The sequence below is a fragment of the Klebsiella sp. G-Nf4 genome (genome assembly GCF_002810615.1).
In the GTDB taxonomy this organism is placed as follows: domain Bacteria; phylum Pseudomonadota; class Gammaproteobacteria; order Enterobacterales; family Enterobacteriaceae; genus Klebsiella; species Klebsiella variicola.
In genome coordinates this window covers 215,115-235,625 of the sequence record NZ_PION01000010.1, presented here as the reverse complement: position 1 = coordinate 235,625, position 20,511 = coordinate 215,115, and the positions used below count along the sequence as shown (strand labels likewise).

Genomic DNA, 20,511 nt, shown 5'->3' with positions numbered 1-20,511 from the left:
TCGCGGCATGGGTTTTCCAGTAAGGTAAAGCCGCAACCCCTTTATCGCAGGCAGGAGTGACGATGAAACTCATTGGTATGATGGATTCACCTTATGTAAGACGCGTGGCGGTTTCTCTGGCGCTCTATGGCGTGGAATTCGAGAGTCTGCCGCTCTCGGTCTTTAGCGGCTTTGACGAATTTTCCCGTATTAATCCGGTGGTCAAGGCGCCGACGGTGGTGCTCGATAACGGGACGCAGCTGATGGACTCCACCCTGATCCTCCACTATTTCGAAACGACCAATCCCACCGGGCGCCGGCTGCTTCCCGCGCAGCCTGACGCGCTGGCCCGCGATCTGCACCTGCTGGGGGTGATCCTCGCCGCCAGTGAAAAAGCGGTCCAGCATGTTTATGAGCACCGTCTGCGGCCGGAAGAGAAGCAGCATCAGCCGTGGATAGCCCGGGTGACCGGCCAGCTGCTCGCCGCCTGTCGGGAATGGGACGCCCGGCTGGCAGACCGCGCCGCCGCCGCGCAGCCGGATCAGGTGCTGGTCACCAGCACGGTGGTCTGGTCCTTTATCCAGTTGATGATCCCGGCGGTGGTGTCGGCAGCGGCGTTTCCTCATATCCGCGCGCTGGCGGAGAAAGGAGAGGCGCTGCCGGCGTTTCAACAGTATCCGCTGGGTTAACGGCAGGGATGGAGAGGGGCGCCGCAGCGTGGCGCCCTGAAGCAGGAGAGGATCACCAGCAGACAAACCCGCCGTCGACCACCAGGTCTACGCCGGTGCAGAACGAGGCGGCGTCGCTGGCGAGGAACAGCGCCGGGCCGGCCATCTCTTCCACCTTCGCCATTCGCTGCATCGGCGTCTGGCTTTCAAACTCGCGGGTCTGGTGCACCATCTCCGGACGGGTATTCATCGGCGTGGCGGTATAGCCCGGGCTAATGGAATTGACGCGGATCCCTTTGCCCACCCACTCCATCGCCAGGCTTTTCGACAGATGGATCACGCCGGCTTTGGAGCAGTTGTAATGCGCCTGGTCGAGGCCGCGGTTAACGATAATCCCCGACATCGAGGCGATATTGATAATCGACCCGCCGCCGGACTCCAGCATCAGTTCCGCTTCCGCTTTGCAGGAGTTCCATACGCCGGTGAGATTGATATCGATCACCCGCTGCCATTGCTCGCTCTCCATCTCCAGCGCCGGATTGGCGTTGGCGATCCCGGCGGCGTTGACGGCGATGTCGAGGCGGCCAAAGCGGTTTTTGGCCAGCGCGACGGCGGCGCGCAGGTCGGCAATCTGGCGGACATCGCCGGTATAAGAACAAGCCTGACCGCCGATGGATTCAATATGGCTGACCGTTTCCGCCAGCCCGCCGTCGTCGCGAAGATCAAAACAGACTACCCGCGCACCCGCGCTGGCGAGGCTGCAGGCGATGGTCTGGCCGATACCGCTGCCGGCGCCGGTGACGAAGGCGACGCGCCCCTGCAGGTTAAACAGCTGCTGTGCAAAATCTTTACCGATCATAATGTTTACTCTCTTCAATATAGTGTCGAACGTCGGGAGCCCTGTTTCCCGAATGGCGGCGCGTAGCGCCTTATCCGGGCAACCTTTCGGCGGTGTTACGTAGCCCCGGTAAGCGAAGCGCCACCGGGGGGCCGTCCCGGGGTGGTGGCGCCAATGCGGGACACCTTATTCGGGCGATGGGGCCCGCTAACCCGCGGGGGATTACGACATAATCAAACCGCCATCGATATTGATGGTCTGCCCGGTGAGATAGCGCGCGTCGTCGGAGGCGAGGAAGGCCACCAGCCCGGCCACGTCTTCCGGTTTACCGGCGCGTTTCATCGGAATGCCCTCGACCCACTCGGCCATCAGTTCGCCCTTGCCGTAGCGCTTCTGCTCGGTGCTGAGAATTTCGCCCCACACGCGATCGTTGTAATCCCACATTTCGCTTTCAATAATGCCCGGGCAGAAGGCGTTGACGGTGATGTTCCACGGCGCCAGCTCGTGAGCCAGGCTTTGGGTAATGCCGATCACGCCCATTTTGCTGGCGGCATAATGCGGCGTGTAGATAAAGCCCTGCCGCCCCTGGCCGGAAGAGGTATTGATCAGGCTGCCGTGATTCTGTTTCACCATATATTTGGCCGCCTCGCGGCAGCACAGCCACACGCCGGTGGTGTTGACCGCCAGCACTTTTTCGAAATCAGCTTTTGGCATCCGGTCGTAGTAATCGATGGTGATCACCCCGGCGTTCTGAATGGAGACGTCAATAGTGCCGAAGCGGGCGGCGGCCTGCTCATATAGCCCCTGAACCTGGGCTTCATCGGTGACATCGACCTGCAGCGATAAAATATCCGCCTGATAGCGCTGACGCAGGGTGTCGGCGGTCTCGTGAACGCGCTCGGCGTTGGAGACCATCACCAGATTCGCGCCGTCGCGGGCAAAGCGCTCCGCAATACCTGCGCCGATGCCGCGGCAGGCGCCGGTGATCACCACCGTTTTGTTCTGGAAATCTCGTTGCATATTTTTTCCCTTTCGCTGAGCCGGGCACCAGGCCCGGCGGAAGATGTGAATCGTTACCGGTTAGCTGGAGGTGGCGCCGTTGGGGGAAATGGCGGCCAGTTTTTCCTCGTGGCGGCGCATCAGGATGACCTTGCTCTGCAGCTTCTGCTGGAACTGGTCGACGACCACAGCGGTGACGATCACCACGCCTTTAATCACCATCTGCCAGAAGTCGCTGACGCCCATCATCACCATGCCGTCGGCAAGGAAGACGATGACGAAGGCGCCGATAATTGACCCGGTCACCCGACCGCGGCCGCCGGCCAGCGCGGTGCCGCCGAGCACGGTGGCGCCGATGGCGTCCATCTCGAACATGTTGCCGGTCATCGGGTGCGCGGTTTGCAGCTGTGATGCGACAATCAGGCCAACAAACGCCGCGCACAGGCCGGAGAAGGCATAGACGAATATTTTCGCTTTCACGATCGGCACGCCGGCGAGGCGGGCGGCGGATTCGTTGCCGCCGATGGCGTAGATGTAGCGGCCAAGCGGCGTTTTGGTGGTCAGCCAGTAGCCCAGCACGAGGAAGCCGATCATCAGCCAGATCGGCAGGTAGACGCCGAGCAGAGTGCCGGAGCCGAGGGTGGCGAAACCGGTGTTGCCCAGCGCTTCCATGCCGTTAAGATTCGGGTAGGTGCTCCCGTCGTTAAACAGCAGCGCGGAGCCGCGGGCGACGTACATCATGCCTAAGGTGCAGATAAACGGCGCCACGCCGAAGCGGGTGATCACCGCGCCGTTCACCAGGCCGACCAGCACGCCGAAGATCGCCACGCAGAGGATCACCTCCGGGACGTTAAAGAAAATAACATCGCCGTTCCACAGCGGCAGGCCGTTGGTCAGCAGCGCGCCCGCCACCATGCCGCAGATCCCCGCCACCGCGCCGACGGACAAATCAATGCCGCCGGTGAGAATGACCAGCGTCATGCCGATGGCCAGCAGGCCGGTGATCGCCACGTGCTGGGTCATGATCAGCAGGTTCGAGGCGGTCAGGAAGTTGGGTACCATCACGCTGAAGAACGCGATCACCAGCAGGAGGGCGATAAAGGTGCGGGCCTTCAGCAGGTACATATAAATCATATATTTCTGGTTCATGATGGATTCCAGCCTGATTAATCTTGAGGTGTTGAAGCCGCGATTAACTGTTCGCGGGTCACCGCGTGACGCGGTAGATCGGCGGTAATGCGGCCATCGGCCATCACCAGGATGCGGTCGGCCAGGGCCATCACCTCATCCAGCTCCGAAGATGAAAACATCACCGCCAGCCCCTGCTGGGCCATTTTGCCGATCAGGTGATAGACGTCGGTTTTCGCGCCGACGTCGATGCCGCGCGTCGGTTCGTCGAGGAACACCACCTGTGGCTGAGTCATCAGCGCTTTACCCAGCACCACTTTTTGTTGATTGCCGCCGCTCAGCGAGGTGATGGGCAATGTGGCGTCGCTGACCTTGATCGCCAGCTGCTGGATCATCTCTTTTACGCAGCTCTCTTCTTTTTGCGGGTTCAACCACCGCCAGGCGCGGCGGAACCCCTGCAGGCTGAAATCAGAGAGCGTCATGTTGGCCTGAATCGACATCATCTGTACCACGCCTTCGCCCTGACGGTCCTCCGGCACCAGTGCCAGCCCCTTTTTCAGACGTTGCTGAAAGCGCGTTTTGCCGATGCTTTCGCCGTTGAGATGCACCTCGCCGCGCTGGCAGGGCATCAAGCCCACCAGACCTTTAAACAGCTCGGTGCGCCCGGCGCCCAGCAGGCCGTAAATACCGATCACTTCGCCTTTGCTGAGGGTGAAGGTGACGTCATTAAGTTTGTAGCCGCCGCTCGGATGCAGCGCGGTCAGCCCTTTGACGTCAAGCACTGCGTCGCCTTTCGGCGCCGGTTGATAATCAAAATGTTTTTTCTTATCACCGACCATCTGCTCGATGATCCACGGAACGCTGGCGTCGCTGACGTGACGCTCGCTGATAAAACGACCGTCGCGGAAAATGGTGATGTTGTCTCCAATCTCCATCAGCTCTTCGAGGCGATGCGAGATATAGATGATGGTCACGCCGCGGCGTTTAAGCTGCGCGATCACCTTGAACAGCACTTTGACCTCAGACTGGCTCAGCGCCGAGGTGGGTTCGTCCATGATCAGCACCCGAGTGTCTTTCGACAGCGCGCGGGCAATCTCGACTAACTGCTGGTGGCCGATACCGAGTTCACCGAGCGGGGTGTAGGGATCAACATCCAGCTCCAGCCGTTCCAGCAGCGATTTTGCCAGCGCGTACTGGTATTTTTCGTTAATGCGTCCTTTCTGAAAGAATTCATTCGCCATGAAGATGTTGTCCATCACATTCATATTGGGAAATAAATTCAGTTCCTGGAAAATAATACTGATGCCCAGTTTTTCTGCCTGATGCGTCGACTGTAATGAAACCGCTTCGCCATCAAGAATAATTTGCCCGGAAGAGGGCGTTTCCACACCGGCAAGCATTTTCATCATGGTGGATTTACCCGCACCATTTTCTCCGATCAGCACGTTGACCTTATTTCGATAGACCCGGTAATTAACATTATCCAGGGCGGTCACGCCGGGATAGACGCGCGACAGACCGCGGGTTTCGATAATCACTTCGGACTCAACGGGCTGGGGAGCGACGAGATCGTGCGGCGCCATATTATTGTCCCCCCGCATGAATGATTTTCGCCGGGGTAATTTCCGGGAGAGTTTGCGGAATATCCCAGGCCGAGAAGACGCCGTACACCTCCACGCTATCGCCGGTTTTAACGTTGGCTGTCTGAATCATTTTGACCGCCTGACTGTTGATATTCTTGCTGTACTCGCCGAACAGCACCTGGTCATTAAAGTCCTGATAGCTGGCGCCGCTGTAGCCGTCGCGCAGCTGGGTGCCGCGCAGGGTAGGGCCAATTTGCACCGTCACATTGCCGACGCTGGCGTCGGACAGGGTCATTTTGCCGCTGCGCGAGGCGGTATCGAGTTTGCTGACGGTACCTGAAACCTTGACGTAGAAGATGCAGGGGTTTTCATCCTGCGCACGGTAGCCGAGGGTTTTGCAGGCGCTATCAATGTCTTTTGCCGCCTTGAGCGCGCTCATCAGTTCCGCCGCCGGACGCGCTTTCGTCACCACCTGCGGTACGATGCTCTGCTGCCAGGTTTTATCCATATTCGCCATATGCGGGTTGGGCGGGGATTTCAGGTCTGCCAGCTCCTGCTGCGAGACGATGCGACAGCCCCCTAGCGCCAGTACGGCCAGCGTCAGACAGGTTTTCTTAAACATAATGCTCTCCTCTGCGCCCCCGCAGGGGCGCAACCACCCGAACTCAGGACTTAATGTTGAAATCCTGGACTTTATCGGCGTTATCCTGGGTAATCAGAATGCCGCGGAACATCACGCGCTGTTTGGCCGGTTTTTCGCCTTTTTGCAGGTAATTATCCAGATCGGTGACGCCCTGGGCGGCGATAGCCTGCGCCTGCAGCATCACGGTTGCCTGCAGGGTGCCGGCTTTCACGGCGTCGCGCTCATCGTTGCTGCCGTCGATGCCGACGACAATCACATCGCTACGGTTGGCCGCTTTCAGCGCCGCAATCGCGCCAAGGGCTACCGGCCCGTTGCCACAGATGACGCCTTTCACGTCGGGGTGCGCCTGCAGGATGCTGTCCATGATGCGTTTGCCGTCGATCAGGGTGCCTTTGGCATCCTGTTTCGCCACGCTGACCATATCCGGATACTGGTCAATGACCTGATGGAAAGATTTAGAACGGGTGACGCAGTTATTATCGGCGAGGTTGCAGGTCAGCTCGGCGTATTTGCCTTTCTCCGCCATTTTTTCCACGAAGACGTTGGCGACCTCAGAGCCGGCCTGGAAGTTATTGTGGGTAATTTGTTCCAGCGCCACATCATCAACCGGAATTTCGCGGTTAATTAAGACCACCGGAATGCCGGCTTTTTTGGCTTTTTCAATGGCGGCGACGCTGGCGGTGGAATCAGCGTTATCGAGAATAATGCCCTGCACTTTTTTACCAATCGCGGTGTCGATAAGCTCATTCTGCTTTTTGACATCTTCGCCATGGGACAGCACGGTGGTTTTATAGCCGAGCGCCTGGGCTTTTTCGCTGGCGCCTTTGGCTTCCGAGGCGTAATACGGGTTATCCAGCGAGTTGACCATGATCATAATGGTGCCTTTCTCCGCGGCGTGCGCGGCAAAGGAGAAGGCGGTCAGGGTAGCAGCGGTTAAAAGGGTTATACGTAATTTCATGACTCTGTTCCTGTATTTTTATATTCGAACAAATGAGCCCCTGAGCGGGCAGGCTTTTACGGTCTGAAATTTCCCCTGATGTATTCGGGGATAGCGATATCGTTATGGGCCGGGTTTCTCCTGTGATAAGTGAATGCGTGTCGTCGCGCAGTCTGGCGGTCAGGCTGGCGAGTCCGGTTTCCATAATGTTCGGTCGACCGCATGGCGCCACTCCTGCCAGCGCGTTTGTAAGCGCAGGTGGCGGGCCATGTCGGGCTGAAAGGTGCTGTGTTCGGTTAAGAAGGCCTGCAGATCGGCGGTCGACCCCGGATGGAGCGCTTTGCGCGCCAGCAACGCCGCGCCGATGGCTGACAGCTCCGGCACGTCGCTGCGCATCACCGGGCAGCCGAGCAGATCGGCCTGGTATTGCATCAGCCAGTCATTGTTGGTCGGCCCGCCGTCCACCATCAACGCCGTCAGGGTGAATTCCTCATGCTGACGCATCGCCACCACCACGTCGGCTATCTGATAGGTGATGGACTCCAGCGCCGCACGGATCAGATGCGCGCGTTTCACCCCGCGACTCAGGCCGCAAATCACGCCGCGGGCGCTGTCGTCCCACCAGGGCGCGCCAAGACCGGTCAGCGCCGGCACGAAGTAGACCCCGAGGGTTGAGTCGACGGAGGCGGGGAGGGTATTCAGCTCATGGGCCAGCTCGGCGGCAGAGAGTTCGCTCAGTCCGGTGCTGTCCGCCATCCAGGCGACGGCATCGCCGGTGTGGGGAATATTCCCTTCCAGGCCCCACACCAGCTGGTCACCATCGTGCCAGGCGACAGTGGTCGCCAGCGCGTCGATATCGCACTGGGCCGATTTGACCGGGGCCATGACCGAAGAGCCGGTGCCGTAGGTGGCTTTGACGCAGCCGGCCTCGCCGAGCGCGTGGCCGAACAGCGCGGCGTGGGAGTCGCCGATCATCGCCATGATCGGAATACCGTCCGGAATGGCGGCCAGTCCTTTGGTATGGCCGAAGAGGCCGCTCGACGGTTTAATGTCCGGCAACGCCGCGCGCGGAATGCCGAACAGCGTCAGCATCTCGTCGTCCCACTCGCCGCGGTGCAGGTTCAGCAGCTGGGTGCGGGCGGCATTGGAGTAGTCGCAGCAGAAGGCTTCTCCGGCGGTCAGATTCCACAGCAGCCAGCTGTCGATGGTGCCGAGGCAAATCTCACCGCGTTCGGCGCGCAGGTGGCCATCGACAGTCGCATCCAGCAGCCAGCGCATTTTGGAGGCCGAGAACAGCGGGGCGATTGGCAGGCCGGTGGCACACTTAATGTGCTGTTCCTGGCGATCGTGACGCAGTGTGTCGCAGAACGCGGCGCTGCGGGTGCATTGCCAGGTGATCGCCGCGTTAATCGGTTCGCCGCTGTCGCGATACCAGCCGATGGCGGTTTCCCGCTGGTTGCTGATGGCCAGCGCGGCGACGTTTTCCGCGCCAACGTGGGCCACCGCGCTGGCGATCACCGCCAGCGAGGCGGTAACCAGCGCTTCGCCCGATTGCTCCACCCAGCCGTCGCGCGGCGTTTGGATCGCCAGCGGCTGCGAGAATTTGACGATAACCTTGCCCCGGCTATCCAGCACCACCGCTTTGGCGTTGGTGGTGCCTTCATCCAGGGCAATGATGAACTCTTTTGCTGTCGCCTGCATCGTGCTCTCCTCGGTCACTCGGTGTCCTGGAACCGCGGAGACGAGGAATATCTCCCACCGTCTCCTGCGTCTGTGCAGGCCATGTTGTGACATTTCGTTATCATCTTTTTAATCACTGAATATATATTCGATAGTGATTATTTATTTGATACCTTAAGCCACAAACCCGGTGACGGGCTACCGGAAAAATCATCAATTGTGCTGGCAATCACATTTCGCCGATCGGTGAAAGCGGCGGCTGGCGGCTGGAGTGGTTGATTAACTGATTGAATTTAAATGCATTAGCAGAGCCAGCCCTGAAGCTAAAAAAGCACGTCAGGGCGGCAGAAAGGAAAAGCAGCGCGGCAGGTTAGTCGCTAACCAGCATGCGAGCGGTAGGATAATCGGTGATTAAAACATCAATGTAGCCGCCGGTGAGGGCGCCTTTGATGGCCGCGACTTTATCGGTACCGCCGGCCAGCGCGACCACGTTCGGGCATTTTTTGACCTTCTCCAGCGCCATACCGATCACCGGATCTTCATCATCGCGTAACACCGGATGGCCGTTTTTGTCGTAGTAGTGCAGGCAGATATCACCCACCGCGCCGCGCGCCGCCAGCACCTGCAGCATATCTTCATGATAGTAGTTACCGGAGGTTTTCAGCAGCTGGGAGGGTTCGAGAATGCCGATACCGACGATGGCGATATCCACTTCATCAAAGCGCGACACCACGTCAGCGACGTCTTTGCTGGCCAACAGCCGGTTGCGCTCCTCCATGGATCCCTCGATGCTCTGTGACGGCAGCAGCCAGGCGTCGCAGTTCAGGCGCTGGGCGAGGGTCTGGGTAAGAATCGTCGCCTGCACGTTACCGTTTGGCCCGACGCCGCCGAGCAGCTGGATCACGCCGCTGGCTTTCAGGTTTTGCGCATGAACTTCATCGACCATCGCGCGAATGGTTGAGCTCCACGAGGAGACGCCAATCAGATCTTTTGGCCGCAGCCGGGTTTCCAGATAGTGGGCGGCGGCGGAGCCAATCGCCCGCTTGATGGTATGATCGCTGGCCTCTTCCTCGGTATCCACCACCACCGCCTGCTTAAGGCCGTAGCGATCCTCAAGCCCTTTTTCGAGCTTCAGAAAGATGTTGGACGGCTGAACGACGCTGATCTTGACGACGCCTTCTTTCTGGCAGCGGGTAATGGCGCGGGAGACAAATGACTGAGACAGCGAGAGAAGTTGGGCGATATCAGACTGCTTTCGTCCTTCCAGATAGTAAAGCGTGGCAATCTTAACCAATAGCCGTTGTTCATCCTGCTTAGCCATATTAATCCTCGAAAATCATTTATCGCCTTTCTTCAGGCGGTTAGCTGCAGCCATTATCGTAGTGACTTTTATCATACGCGAAAAAAAATCAGACTTAAGTGTGACAGGCGTCTAACTTTTGCCAATCCTCAAAATCGGCTATGGACAAAAACAAAACAGCCAGGCCATAATCGAATAAAGAATCATTATTGAATATATATTCAAGGCGATTTCGAGTCAACGTGTTTATCCGGGCTTCGCCTGGAGCGGGAGGCAGAATGTTCCTGAGTAGGGCGCTGTGGCAGAAGGCTTACCACCCGGCATGGGGATATCTGGTTTTTTTAGTCCTTGCTGGAATAAATATTCCATGCTGAAAATAAATTCAGAGGTATGAAATGAATCCCTACAGATATGATATTCAGACGCTGGAGCGTAAAGCCCGCGCGGTGCGGCGCCACATTGTGCGCTTAAACGCCAATAGTCCGGCCGGCGGCCACACCGGGGCTGACCTTTCGCAGGTCGAACTATTAACCGCGCTCTATTTCCGCGTCCTTAACGTCGCGCCGGACCGGCTCGACGACCCGCAGCGCGATATCTACATCCAGTCGAAAGGCCATGCCGTGGGGTGCTACTACTGCGTCCTGGCGGAAGCCGGTTTCTTCCCGGTTGAATGGCTGGAGACCTACCAGCATGCCAATTCCCATCTCCCTGGCCACCCGGTGCGGCAGAAAACGCCGGGCATCGAGCTGAACACCGGCGCGCTGGGTCACGGTTTGCCTGTTGCGGTGGGGCTGGCGCTGGCTGCGAAGAAAAGCAACAGCACCCGCCGCATTTTTTTGATTACTGGCGACGGCGAGCTGGCGGAGGGGAGCAACTGGGAAGCCGCCCTGGCGGCGGCGCACTACGGTCTGGATAATCTGGTCATTATTAATGATAAGAACAACCTCCAGCTGGCCGGGCCGACGCGCGAAATCATGAATACCGATCCGCTGGCCGATAAATGGCGCGCCTTCGGTATGGAAGTCAGCGAGTGCCAGGGTAACGACATGGCCTCGGTGGTCGCGGCCATCGAGGGGCTACAGCAGACCGGTAAACCGAACGTCATTATTGCCAACACCACGAAAGGCGCGGGGATCTCCTTTATCCAGGGGCGCCCGGAGTGGCACCACCGGGTGCCGAAAGGCGAAGAGATCGCTCTGGCGCTGGAGGAACTGAAAGATGAGTAATACAGAACACCTGGCTAACGTCATGGTCGAGGCCTTTATTGCTGCCGTAGAAAACGGCGTCGATCTGGTGCCGGTGGTGGCCGATTCCACGTCGACGGCTAAAATCGCCCCCTTTATTAAGCAGTTTCCCGGTCGGCTGGTGAACGTCGGCATCGCTGAGCAGAGCATGGTCGGCACCGCCGCGGGGCTGGCGCTGGGCGGCAAAGTGGCAGTGACCTGTAACGCCGCGCCGTTTCTTATCTCGCGGGCCAATGAGCAAATCAAAGTGGATGTCTGCTACAACAACACCAACGTGAAGCTGTTCGGCCTTAACGCCGGGGCCAGCTACGGCCCGCTGGCCAGCACCCACCATGCCATTGACGATCTGGCGGTGATGCGCGGCTTTGGCAATATCCAGATCTTCGCCCCCTCCACGCCGCGCGAATGTCGGCAGATCATCGACTATGCCCTTGCTTATCAGGGCCCGGTCTATATTCGTCTCGATGGCAAGGCGCTGCCGGAGCTGCTTGACGAGTCGTATCGCTTCGTTCCCGGCGCCGTGCTGACCCTGCGTGAAGGCGAGGACGTCGCGCTGGTGGCCACCGGATCGACGGTGCATGAGGTAGTGGAAGCGGCGCAGCAGCTTGCCGACCTCGGTATCCAGGCGAAAGTGGTCAGCGTGCCGTCGATCCGCCCCTGCGATACCGCGGCGCTGCTGGCGGCGCTCCGGCCGTGTGGTTCGGTGATCACCGTCGAGGAGCATAACGTCAACGGCGGGCTGGGCAGCCTGGTGGCGGAGGTGTTGGCGGAAGCGGGGGTGGGCATTGCCCTGCAGCGGTTGGGGATCCTGGACGGGGAGTACGCCGCCGCCGCCGATCGCGGCTGGATGCGCCAGTACCACGGGTTTGATGCCGCCGCCATCGTTGCCCTGGTGCAAAAAAGGGGCTGATGGCCTGAACGCCCGTCGCGTGAAGCGCGGGCGTTTACTGCTGCAATGCGCAAAGCGTGATGACCTGCTCCTCCGACGCTATCCAGTGCAAGGGATAGCGTTGCTCCGCAAACTCAAGCGCTAAGGTGCTTGCCGTTATGTCCACGATCTGAAAATCGGCGAACCCCAGCGCGCGCTGATTTGCCGCAGGCGTCGCCTTAAACCCACTCTCTTTGGCCGAAAACGCCAGCGTCAGCGCCAGCGGAAAGGGCAGGCCGCTGCGCAGCAGCGCCGTTTTTTCCGCCGGACTGATAATGCTGCTCTCCAGCTCCGCCGACAGCTGGGGGGTAAACCGGCGCTCGATATCGACCCCCACCGGCCGATCGGCAACCACCGCCAGCGCGCGCTGGCCGCAGTGGCTGATGCTGCCGAACCAGGGCGTGGGCCACAGCGGCTGGCGCCGATCGCCGATGGCGGGGAGCCGTTTCTCCCCCACCTCGCGCAGGGCGTATGCCGCGGCGATGCGTCCGGCCAGATGCTCCGCCTGCCGCTTGCGGCCCCAGCCGGTCAGGCTGGCGTGATAGGGCAGCCAGAACAGATCTTCAGGCTGGAAAGTCGCCGGGTCGAAGTCGATCTGCTGGATGGTATAGCCGGCCAGCGGCAAAGTGGTGTGATGGTGGCGCATAGGGTAAGGTTACCGCGGTTGTCCCCGCCCTTTATCCTGCAAGGGCGGGGGAGGGAGAACCCGCTATCAGAAGTGGGTGTTGACGCTCATATACCAGGTGCGGCCCGATTCGTTATAGGTCTCGGCACCGGCGCCATACATATAGCCGGTGGTGCCCCCGGTGGTCTGGGCGTTGCCCGCGCGCCAGTGACGCTTGTCGAAGACGTTATCCACGCCGCCGGTCAGACTGACGTATTTGGTGACGTCCCAGGTCGCGCTCAGGCCGAGGATGCTGTAGGGGCTGACCTCGTTCTTCTCGCTGCCGGTAACCGGTTGACCCTTGTAGTTGTACTTCTTCGGCTCCTGCTTGCCGTACCAGGTGAAGGTCGACTGCAGCGAAACGTCATCGCGTACCTGCCAGCTCAGCGTAGAGTTCAGCGTATATTCCGGGATAATCGACAGACGATCGCCGGTCTCTTTGTTCTTACTCTGCAGCATGTAGGTGATGTTGTTGGTCCAGTTGACGGTCTCGCTCACCGGCACGTTCAACGTCCCTTCCAGGCCTTCCACCACCGCTTTTGGTACGTTTTCCCATTGGTAGAGGTCGGTGCCGCTGCCGTTGGTATAGACCGGGGCATAGCCCGCTTCAATCTTGTTGCGGTAGTCGTTGCGGAACCAGGTGACGCCCGCCAGCCAGCCGTCGCGTTTAAACTCGAGGCCAATCTCTTTGTTGATGCTGGTCTCGGCTTTTAAGTCGTCGTTACCCTGCAGATAGCAGCCGGATTTACTGGCGTAGCAACCCTGGCCTTTGCTGTAGAGAATGTAGTTCGGGTTGGTCTGATACAGGCTCGGCGCTTTATAGGCGCGTGCGATACCCATCTTCAGCGTGAAGTCGTCCCACAGGCCCTGCGACAGGTTGAGGGACGGGCTCCAGTTATTGCCGACGATGCTGTGATGATCGAAACGCAGCGCCGGGGTCAGCATGGTGGTGTCGGTCAGCTCCATGTTGTTCTCAGCGAACAGCGAGAAGATTTCCGCCTGCGAGTATGGGCTGCGGCCAGTGCTGTCGTAGCCCGGGATGCTGCCGCCCGACAGCGCCTGGGTGTTGGAGGCGTTATCCTTCATCCGCTGCTGGTTCCACTCGCTGCCCAGCGTCAGGTTCTGATTAACCAGATAGTCGAAGGGAATGCTGACTTCACTGTGCAGCATCACATCCGACAGATCGATATCCGAGAACTGATTACTGTTAAAGATCCCCTCGGTGCCCCCGGCCAGGCCTTCGCCTTTGCGCGAGTTGCGGGTGCGCTCGTACTGCGCCCAGTTGCTGGTGGTCACCCCGTTGTCCCAGGCGCCGTTCCAGGTGACCGAGTAGGTGTTGCGATACAGACGGTTGGTCTCTTTACCGTAGTTCTCTTTCACCAGGTCGTTGGTGTTGGTGTTCTGGGTGTCGCCGGCGTAGAGGTTGCCCTGGCGGCTGTAGCCGGCTTCAAACTCCAGCGACTGCATCGGGGCGAATTCCCAGCGCACCAGACCATCGATGTTTTTATTTTGTACCCCTTCGCGCCCGGCAGGCAGGGTGTCGGCATAGATCCCGGTACGTTCGGACTGATGGCCCTGGTTGATATCCCAGGCGTCGGCCTGCGTTTTGTCGAGGTTACCGAACAGGCGGAAGCTGAAATCGCCGCCCAGCGGGCCGCTGAGGCTGAAGTTAGTGCGTTTGGTGGAGCCTTCATCCTTGTGCTCCGGGGCGTTCATATAGGTGTTCCATGAGCCGTGCCACTCATCGCCGGTTTTTTTGGTGATGATATTCACCACCCCGCCGGCGGCGCCGTTGCCGTAGCGGGCGGCGGCCGGGCCGCGAATGACTTCGATGCGTTCGATCATCTCCGGCGGCACCCAGCTGGTGTCGCCGCGGGTGTCGCGCTCGCCGCGCCAGCCAAGGCGCACGGAATTGCGGCTGGTGACCGGCTTGCCATCGATCAGGATCAGGGTGTTTTCCGGGCCCATGCCGCGGATATCAATCTGGCGGTTATTGCCGCGCTGGCCGCTGGTGGAGTTGCCGGTCAGGTTGACCCCCGGCATGGTGCGAATGATCTCCGAGACGTCGCGCGCTGGCGGGCGTTTGCGGATCTCATCGGCGGTGATCGTGGAGACGCCCGGCGCCTGCAGATTCTGCTCGGCGGCGGTGACCACCATGGTCTCTTCAGCCGCGCTGTTTTTATCGTCGGTGGCGGTTTCCGCTGCGCTTAACGGAAAAGCAACCCCGTAAATTCCCAGATTGACCAGCAAGGCCAGGGATTTGATCCTGTTATTCATTGTTATTCCTGCTCTTTAGTCGCCACGTTCCCCAAACGCCCCTTCCCACCGGGAGGGGAGGCGGCATAAATGTTGCCGGAAGAGGGCAAAGGCACTCCGTCGCTAGCTGAATAAGCTCTCTTCGACATGTTTTGTGAAAGACGCGCTTCCCACGGCGCGCTAATACGCTATTGCAAATGCAAATAGTTATCAATAATATTATCAATAAAGAATTACAATTAATTAAAAAAGTCACGCTATACATAGGGTTAATGACAGAATGTTAAGGACAGGAAGCGAGGAGTGGTGGCAAACCCTGCAGGGGCCGCAGTGCCGCGCAGTGGATGGCGCCATCGAGGTGACGTTCTGGTGGCGGGATCCGGCGGGGGATGAAACGCACTCTCCGCGCCGTCGGGTATGGCTCTATATCACCGGGGTGACCGACCACCATCAGAATGCGCGGCCGCAATCGCTGACGCGCCTGCCCGGGACCGACGCCTGGTCCTGGCGAACCACGCTGTCGCCGACCTGGCGCGGTAGCTACTGTTTTATTCCCTCCGACCGTGACGATGATTTTTCCCCTGAGGTGTTCAGCGCTGACGCGCCCGACCGCGCGCTGCTGCGCGAAGGCTGGCGCAAACTGCTGCCGCGGGCGATAGCCGATCCGCTGAACCCGCACAGCTGGCAGGGCGGACGCGGCCATGGCGTGTCCGCCCTGGAGATGCCGCAGGCGCCCGCGCAGCCCGGCTGGGACCGGCTTAATGAGGCGCATCCTCCCGCCCGATGCCTTGAGTGGCGCAGCGCGCGTCTGGGCAACCATCGCCGGGTCTGGATCTACACCCCCGGCGAGGCCGTCGACCCGCAAACGCGGCCCCTGGCGATCCTGCTCGACGGCCAGTTCTGGGCCGAGAGCATGCCGGTGTGGTCGCCGCTGGCCGCACTGACCCGCGAGGGGAGACTGCCGCCGGCGGTCTACCTGCTGATCGACGCGATCGACAACCAGCGCCGCGGGGTTGAGCTGCCCTGTCATCGCGATTTCTGGCTGGCGGTGCAGGAGGAGCTCCTGCCGCTGGTCCGCGATCGCGCCCCGTTTAGCGACCGCCCGGAGCGGACCGTGGTGGCCGGGCAAAGCTTCGGCGGCCTGGCGGCGATGTTCGCTGCTCTCAACTGGCCGCAGCGCTTTGGCGGCGTACTCAGCCAGTCTGGCTCCTACTGGTGGCCGCATCGCGATGGCCGCGGGACGGGCTTTATCGGCGAACGTCTCCGCCTGGGCGAGGTGTCCGCGGCCGGGCTGCGCATCTGGCTGGAAGCGGGCCAGCGTGAACCGATTATTTTTCGTGCCAACCAGGCGCTGTTGGCGCAACTCACTACGACACAGCAGACGATTTTCTGGCGTCAGGTTGACGGCGGGCATGATGCGCTTTGCTGGCGCGGCGGGCTGACGGCAGGGCTTATCCAGCTCTGGCAGCCTCTGCTGTCGCACCCTTAGCACCGCGCTTTACGACAGGAGTTTGATATGCAATTCAGTAACCCTTTCGACAATCCGCAAGGGCAGTTTTACATTCTGCGCAATGACCAGCAGCAGTACAGCCTGTGGCCGGGGCACTGCGCCCTGCCTGACGGCTGGACGGTGGTGTGCCCCCCGCAGTCGGCCGAGGACTGCAACGCCTGGCTGGCGGCCAACTGGTCAACCCTGACTCCCGCCCATCATGCGTCATAAGGAGCTGACAATGACCACTCGTTTACCGCTGGTTGCCGCGCAGCCGGGGATCTGGATGGCCGAGCGCCTCTCCACTCTGCCAGGCGCCTGGAGCGTGGCCCACTATGTTGAACTGCGGGGCGCACTCGACCCGGCGCTGCTGGGTAAGGCGATTGTCGCCGGTCTGCAGCAGGCGGACACCCTCAGCCTGCGCTTTCAGGAAGAGGAGGGGGAAGTCTGGCAGTGGGTGGCGGCCGACCGCACCTTTGGCGAACCGGCGATCATTGACCTGCGTACGGCGCCGGATCCGCATCGCGCCGCCACGGAGCGGATGCAGGCGGACCTGGCGCAGGATCTGCGTGTCGACGGCGGCAACCCGCTGGTGTGCCATCAGCTGCTGCGCGTCGGCGACGACCGCTGGTACTGGTATCAGCGCTATCACCACTTGCTGGTGGATGGCTTCAGCTTCCCGGCGATAACCCGGCAGATCGCTGCCATTTACCGCGCCTGGCAGCGGGGGGAAGCCACTCCTGAGTCGCCTTTCACCCCCTTCGCCGAGGTGGTGGACGAGTACCAGCGCTACGCCGGCAGCGAGGCCTGGCAGCGGGATAAAGCCTTCTGGCAGGCCCAGCGCCAGGCGTTACCGGCGCCTGCCTCACTCTCTGCCGCGCCGCTGGGCGGACGCGCCGCCGGGAGCGATATCTGGCGGATGAAGCTGGAGATGAACGCCGACGCCTTCCGCCGCCTGGCCGGCCATGCGCCGCAGTGTCAGCCCGCTGACCTGGCGCTGGCGCTCACCACGCTGTGGCTGGGCCGCCTGTGCAACCGGATGGACTACGCGGCGGGCTTTATCTTTATGCGCCGGATGGGTTCAGCCGCGCTGACCTCGACGGGGCCGGTGCTCAATGTCCTGCCTCTGGCGGTGCATATTGTCGCCCAGGAGACGCTGGCAGACCTGGCGATGCGCCTCGCCGGTCAGTTGAAAAAGATGCGCCGCCATCAGCGCTATGACGCCGAACAGATCGTTCGCGACAGCGGCAAAGCGGCAGGGGACGAACCGCTGTTCGGCCCGGTGCTGAACGTCAAAGTCTTTGATTACCAGCTGGATATCGATGGTGTGCAGGCACTGACCCACACCCTCGCCACCGGCCCGGTCAACGATCTCGAGCTGGCGCTGTTCCCGGATGAAACCGGCGGGCTGTCGCTGGAGATCCTCGCCAACAAGGCCCGGTACGACGAAGCCGAGCTCCGTCGCCACATGGCGCGACTGACCGCGCTGCTGGCGCAGTTCGCCGCCGATCCAGCGCTGCGCTGCGGCGAAGCAGAGATGCTCTCCGCCGATGAGCTGGCCCGGCTGGCGGCGGTCAACGATACCGCTGTGCCGCTGCCTGCCACCACCCTCAGCGCGCTGGTGGCCGACCAGGCACGGAAGACGCCGGATGCCCCGGCGCTGGCGGACGCCCGCTGGCAGTTCAGCTATCGCGAGATGCGTCAGCAGGTGGTGGCGCTCGCGCAACTGCTGCGTCAGCGCGGCGTGAAGCCGGGCGACAGCGTGGCGGTGGCCCTGCCGCGCTCGGTGTTCCTGACCCTGGCGCTGCACGGTATTGTCGAAGCGGGGGCCGCCTGGCTGCCGCTGGACACCGGCTACCCGGACGATCGCCTGCGGATGATGCTGGAAGACGCCCGGCCGTCGCTGCTGATCACCTCGGAGGATCAGCTGGCCCGCTTCAGCGATATCCCGGGGCTGGAAAGCCTCTGCTACCAGCAGCCGCTGGCCGCCGGGGATGACGCGCCGCTGGCGCTGTCAACACCGGAGCATACCGCCTACATCATCTTTACCTCTGGCTCCACCGGGCGGCCAAAAGGGGTGATGGTCGGCCAGACCGCCATCGTCAACCGCCTGCTGTGGATGCAGGATCGCTATCCGTTATCTGCCGACGACGTGGTGGCGCAGAAAACGCCGTGCAGTTTCGACGTGTCGGTGTGGGAGTTCTGGTGGCCGTTTATCGCCGGCGCGCAGCTGGTGATGGCCGAGCCGGAGGCGCACCGCGACCCGCAGGCGATGCAGCAGTTCTTCGCCCACTACGGTGTGACCACCACCCACTTTGTGCCCTCGATGCTGGCGGCGTTTGTCGCCTCGCTGGATGCCGACAGCGTCGCCGCCTGCCGCACGCTGCGGCGGGTATTCTGCAGCGGCGAAGCGCTGCCGACGGAATTGTGTCGTGAATGGGAGCGCTTAACCGGCGCGCCGCTGCATAACCTGTACGGCCCGACGGAGGCGGCGGTGGACGTCAGCTGGTATCCGGCCTGCGGCCCTGAGCTGGCGGCGGTGACCGGCAGCAGCGTGCCGATTGGCTGGCCGGTATGGAACACCGGGCTGCGCATTCTCGATGCCGCGATGCGCCCGGTGCCGCCGGGGGTGGCGGGGGATCTTTATCTCACCGGCATCCAGCTGGCGCAGGGCTATCTGGGGCGTCCGGACCTCACCGCCAGCCGCTTTATTGCCGACCCGTTTGCCCCCGGTGAGCGGATGTATCGCACCGGCGACGTGGCGCGCTGGCTGACGAACGGCGCGGTGGAGTACCTTGGCCGCAGCGACGATCAGCTGAAGATCCGCGGGCAGCGCATCGAGCTTGGCGAGATTGACCGGGTGATGTCGGCCCTGCCGGATGTGGCGCAGGCGGTGAGTCACGCCTGCGTCTTCAATCAGGCGGCGGCGATCGGCGGCGATGCCCGGCAGCTGGTGGGCTATCTGGTCTCTGACTCCGGCCTGCCGCTGGATACCGCGGCGCTGAAAGCGCGGCTGACGGAACAGCTGCCGCCGCATATGGTACCGGTGGTGCTGATGCAGCTCGCCGACCTGCCGCTGGGCGCCAATGGCAAACTGGACCGCAAAGCGCTGCCGCTGCCGACCCTCGGCGGTGAACGCAGCGGCCGACCGCCGGAGCCCGGCATGGAAACCCTTGTCGCCGCCGCCTTCAGCCAGCTGCTGGGCTGCGAGGTGAACGATATCGACGCCGATTTCTTCGCCCTCGGCGGTCATTCTCTGCTGGCGATGCGTCTGGCGGCACAGCTCAGCCGCCAGCTGGCGCGGCAGGTGACCCCGGGGCAGGTGATGGTGGCCTCGACGGTGGGCAAACTGAGCGCGCTGCTGGCTGCCGATCTCAGCGATGAGCAGGCCCGGCGCCTGGGGCTGGATACGCTTCTGCCGCTGCGCGAGAGCGACGGCCCGACGCTGTTCTGCTTCCATCCCGCCTCCGGCTTTGCCTGGCAGTTCAGCGTGCTGGCGCGCTATCTCAGCCCGCGCTGGTCAATAACCGGTATTCAGTCGCCGCGCCCGCAGGGGCCGATGGTCACCGCCACCAGCCTCGACGAGGTGTGCGAGCACCATCTGCGCACGCTGCTGGCGCAGCAGCCGCACGGCCCTTATTACCTGTTTGGGTATTCGCTGGGCGGCACCTTAGCCCAGGGCATTGCCGCCCGGTTGCGCCAGCGCGGCGAAGCGGTGGCCTTCCTCGGCCTGCTGGATACCTGGCCGCCGGAGACGCAAAACTGGGCGGAGAAAGAGGCCAACGGGCTGGATCCCGAAGTGCTGGCGGAAATTGACCGCGAGCGCGAAGCGTTCCTCGCCGCCCAGCAGGGGCAAGCTTCCGGCGAGCTGTTCAGCGCCATCGAAGGCAACTATGCCGATGCGGTGCGGCTGTTAACCACCGCCCACAGCGCGAAGTTTGACGGCAAGGCGACGTTGTTCGTGGCGGAGAAGACGCGGCAGGCGGGGATGGATCCGCAGGTCGTATGGGGCCCGTGGGTGGGGGAACTGGAGGTGTTCAGCCAGAACTGCGCCCACGTCGACATCATCTCCCCGCAGGCCTTTGAGGCCATCGGCCCGGTGGTTAGGGAGATTCTGGGGTAACGGTTGAGTTCGGGCTACAGCACGTAGCCCGTCTCAGCGTAGCGCAAGCCGG

At 61.5% G+C, this 20,511-nt stretch carries 16 protein-coding genes; 6 read left to right on the top strand and 10 right to left on the bottom strand.

Annotated features, from left to right (window positions below):
• Positions 1-62 precede the first annotated feature (62 nt).
• The gene (locus CWM57_RS20590) at positions 63-668 is read left to right on the top strand and encodes a glutathione S-transferase (protein ID WP_074386593.1); all 606 of its coding nucleotides are present in this window, start codon (positions 63-65) and stop codon (positions 666-668) included.
• Between the two features lie 52 nt (positions 669-720).
• Here CWM57_RS20590 and CWM57_RS20585 read toward each other — a convergent pair whose 3' ends face one another.
• From CWM57_RS20585 to CWM57_RS20550, 8 genes are all read right to left on the bottom strand, one after another.
• Complete coding sequence (locus tag CWM57_RS20585; protein ID WP_023297198.1) at positions 721-1,506, bottom strand: SDR family oxidoreductase; 786 nt, start codon at positions 1,504-1,506, stop codon at positions 721-723.
• Between the two features lie 201 nt (positions 1,507-1,707).
• Positions 1,708-2,505: an SDR family oxidoreductase gene (locus CWM57_RS20580; RefSeq protein WP_074386591.1), complete on the bottom strand. Its 798-nt coding sequence runs from the start codon at positions 2,503-2,505 to the stop codon at positions 1,708-1,710.
• Positions 2,506-2,565: 60 nt separating this feature from the next.
• Positions 2,566-3,633, bottom strand: coding sequence for an ABC transporter permease (locus tag CWM57_RS20575; RefSeq protein WP_100631578.1), 1,068 nt, complete (start codon positions 3,631-3,633; stop codon positions 2,566-2,568).
• A gap of 17 nt (positions 3,634-3,650) precedes the next feature.
• Positions 3,651-5,195: a sugar ABC transporter ATP-binding protein gene (locus CWM57_RS20570; protein WP_100631597.1), complete on the bottom strand. Its 1,545-nt coding sequence runs from the start codon at positions 5,193-5,195 to the stop codon at positions 3,651-3,653.
• 1 nt (position 5,196) lies between these two features.
• Positions 5,197-5,817 carry a DUF2291 family protein gene (locus tag CWM57_RS20565; RefSeq protein ID WP_100631577.1) on the bottom strand — a complete coding sequence of 207 codons (621 nt, stop codon included), beginning with the start codon at positions 5,815-5,817 and terminating at the stop codon, positions 5,197-5,199.
• Between the two features lie 43 nt (positions 5,818-5,860).
• Positions 5,861-6,796, bottom strand: a complete 936-nt coding sequence (locus tag CWM57_RS20560) for a D-ribose ABC transporter substrate-binding protein (protein ID WP_004176926.1) — start codon at positions 6,794-6,796, stop codon at positions 5,861-5,863.
• 159 nt (positions 6,797-6,955) lie between these two features.
• Entirely contained in the window at positions 6,956-8,476 is a 1,521-nt protein-coding gene (locus CWM57_RS20555; protein ID WP_100631576.1) for an FGGY family carbohydrate kinase, read from the bottom strand.
• 349 nt (positions 8,477-8,825) lie between these two features.
• A complete protein-coding gene (locus CWM57_RS20550) occupies positions 8,826-9,776 on the bottom strand; it encodes a sugar-binding transcriptional regulator (protein ID WP_002893602.1) in 951 nt (316 codons plus the stop codon).
• Between the two features lie 374 nt (positions 9,777-10,150).
• Here CWM57_RS20550 and CWM57_RS20540 point away from each other — a divergent pair, with 374 nt between their 5' ends.
• Positions 10,151-10,981 carry a transketolase gene (locus CWM57_RS20540; RefSeq protein ID WP_074386586.1) on the top strand — a complete coding sequence of 277 codons (831 nt, stop codon included), beginning with the start codon at positions 10,151-10,153 and terminating at the stop codon, positions 10,979-10,981.
• Positions 10,974-11,909, top strand: a complete 936-nt coding sequence (locus tag CWM57_RS20535; RefSeq protein WP_100675933.1) for a transketolase family protein — start codon at positions 10,974-10,976, stop codon at positions 11,907-11,909. The genes CWM57_RS20540 and CWM57_RS20535 overlap by 8 nt, the downstream gene beginning before the upstream one ends.
• 34 nt (positions 11,910-11,943) lie before the next feature.
• Here CWM57_RS20535 and entD read toward each other — a convergent pair whose 3' ends face one another.
• Together entD and fepA are read right to left on the bottom strand one after the other, a co-directional pair.
• Positions 11,944-12,573 carry an enterobactin synthase subunit EntD gene (gene entD, locus CWM57_RS20530; protein WP_100675932.1) on the bottom strand — a complete coding sequence of 210 codons (630 nt, stop codon included), beginning with the start codon at positions 12,571-12,573 and terminating at the stop codon, positions 11,944-11,946.
• Positions 12,574-12,639: 66 nt separating this feature from the next.
• The gene (fepA, locus tag CWM57_RS20525; RefSeq protein ID WP_032729591.1) at positions 12,640-14,868 is read right to left on the bottom strand and encodes a siderophore enterobactin receptor FepA; all 2,229 of its coding nucleotides are present in this window, start codon (positions 14,866-14,868) and stop codon (positions 12,640-12,642) included.
• 259 nt (positions 14,869-15,127) lie between these two features.
• Between fepA and fes the strand changes: the two genes are divergently transcribed.
• Genes fes through entF form a run of 3 tightly spaced genes read left to right on the top strand, consistent with a single transcriptional unit; the run spans position 15,128 to position 20,459 of the window.
• Positions 15,128-16,336, top strand: a complete 1,209-nt coding sequence (fes, locus tag CWM57_RS20520) for an enterochelin esterase (RefSeq protein ID WP_100631573.1) — start codon at positions 15,128-15,130, stop codon at positions 16,334-16,336.
• Between the two features lie 27 nt (positions 16,337-16,363).
• Entirely contained in the window at positions 16,364-16,567 is a 204-nt protein-coding gene (locus CWM57_RS20515) for an MbtH family protein (RefSeq protein ID WP_074386583.1), read from the top strand.
• 10 nt (positions 16,568-16,577) lie between these two features.
• Complete coding sequence (gene entF / locus CWM57_RS20510) at positions 16,578-20,459, top strand: enterobactin non-ribosomal peptide synthetase EntF (protein ID WP_100675931.1); 3,882 nt, start codon at positions 16,578-16,580, stop codon at positions 20,457-20,459.
• Positions 20,460-20,511 lie beyond the last annotated feature (52 nt).

Bases quoted from the DNA above. Each gene is read 5' to 3' on its own strand.
- CWM57_RS20535 (WP_100675933.1), top strand. From the start codon at position 10,974: ATGAGTAATACAGAACACCTGGCTAACGTCATGGTCGAGGCCTTTATT.
- CWM57_RS20565 (WP_100631577.1), bottom strand. From the start codon at position 5,817: ATGTTTAAGAAAACCTGTCTGACGCTGGCCGTACTGGCGCTAGGGGGC.
- CWM57_RS20540 (WP_074386586.1), top strand. From the start codon at position 10,151: ATGAATCCCTACAGATATGATATTCAGACGCTGGAGCGTAAAGCCCGC.
- CWM57_RS20560 (WP_004176926.1), bottom strand. From the start codon at position 6,796: ATGAAATTACGTATAACCCTTTTAACCGCTGCTACCCTGACCGCCTTC.
- entD (WP_100675932.1), bottom strand. From the start codon at position 12,573: ATGCGCCACCATCACACCACTTTGCCGCTGGCCGGCTATACCATCCAG.
- CWM57_RS20550 (WP_002893602.1), bottom strand. From the start codon at position 9,776: ATGGCTAAGCAGGATGAACAACGGCTATTGGTTAAGATTGCCACGCTT.
- CWM57_RS20585 (WP_023297198.1), bottom strand. From the start codon at position 1,506: ATGATCGGTAAAGATTTTGCACAGCAGCTGTTTAACCTGCAGGGGCGC.
- fepA (WP_032729591.1), bottom strand. From the start codon at position 14,868: ATGAATAACAGGATCAAATCCCTGGCCTTGCTGGTCAATCTGGGAATT.
- CWM57_RS20515 (WP_074386583.1), top strand. From the start codon at position 16,364: ATGCAATTCAGTAACCCTTTCGACAATCCGCAAGGGCAGTTTTACATT.
- entF (WP_100675931.1), top strand. From the start codon at position 16,578: ATGACCACTCGTTTACCGCTGGTTGCCGCGCAGCCGGGGATCTGGATG.
- CWM57_RS20590 (WP_074386593.1), top strand. From the start codon at position 63: ATGAAACTCATTGGTATGATGGATTCACCTTATGTAAGACGCGTGGCG.
- CWM57_RS20575 (WP_100631578.1), bottom strand. From the start codon at position 3,633: ATGAACCAGAAATATATGATTTATATGTACCTGCTGAAGGCCCGCACC.
- fes (WP_100631573.1), top strand. From the start codon at position 15,128: ATGTTAAGGACAGGAAGCGAGGAGTGGTGGCAAACCCTGCAGGGGCCG.
- CWM57_RS20570 (WP_100631597.1), bottom strand. From the start codon at position 5,195: ATGGCGCCGCACGATCTCGTCGCTCCCCAGCCCGTTGAGTCCGAAGTG.
- CWM57_RS20555 (WP_100631576.1), bottom strand. From the start codon at position 8,476: ATGCAGGCGACAGCAAAAGAGTTCATCATTGCCCTGGATGAAGGCACC.
- CWM57_RS20580 (WP_074386591.1), bottom strand. From the start codon at position 2,505: ATGCAACGAGATTTCCAGAACAAAACGGTGGTGATCACCGGCGCCTGC.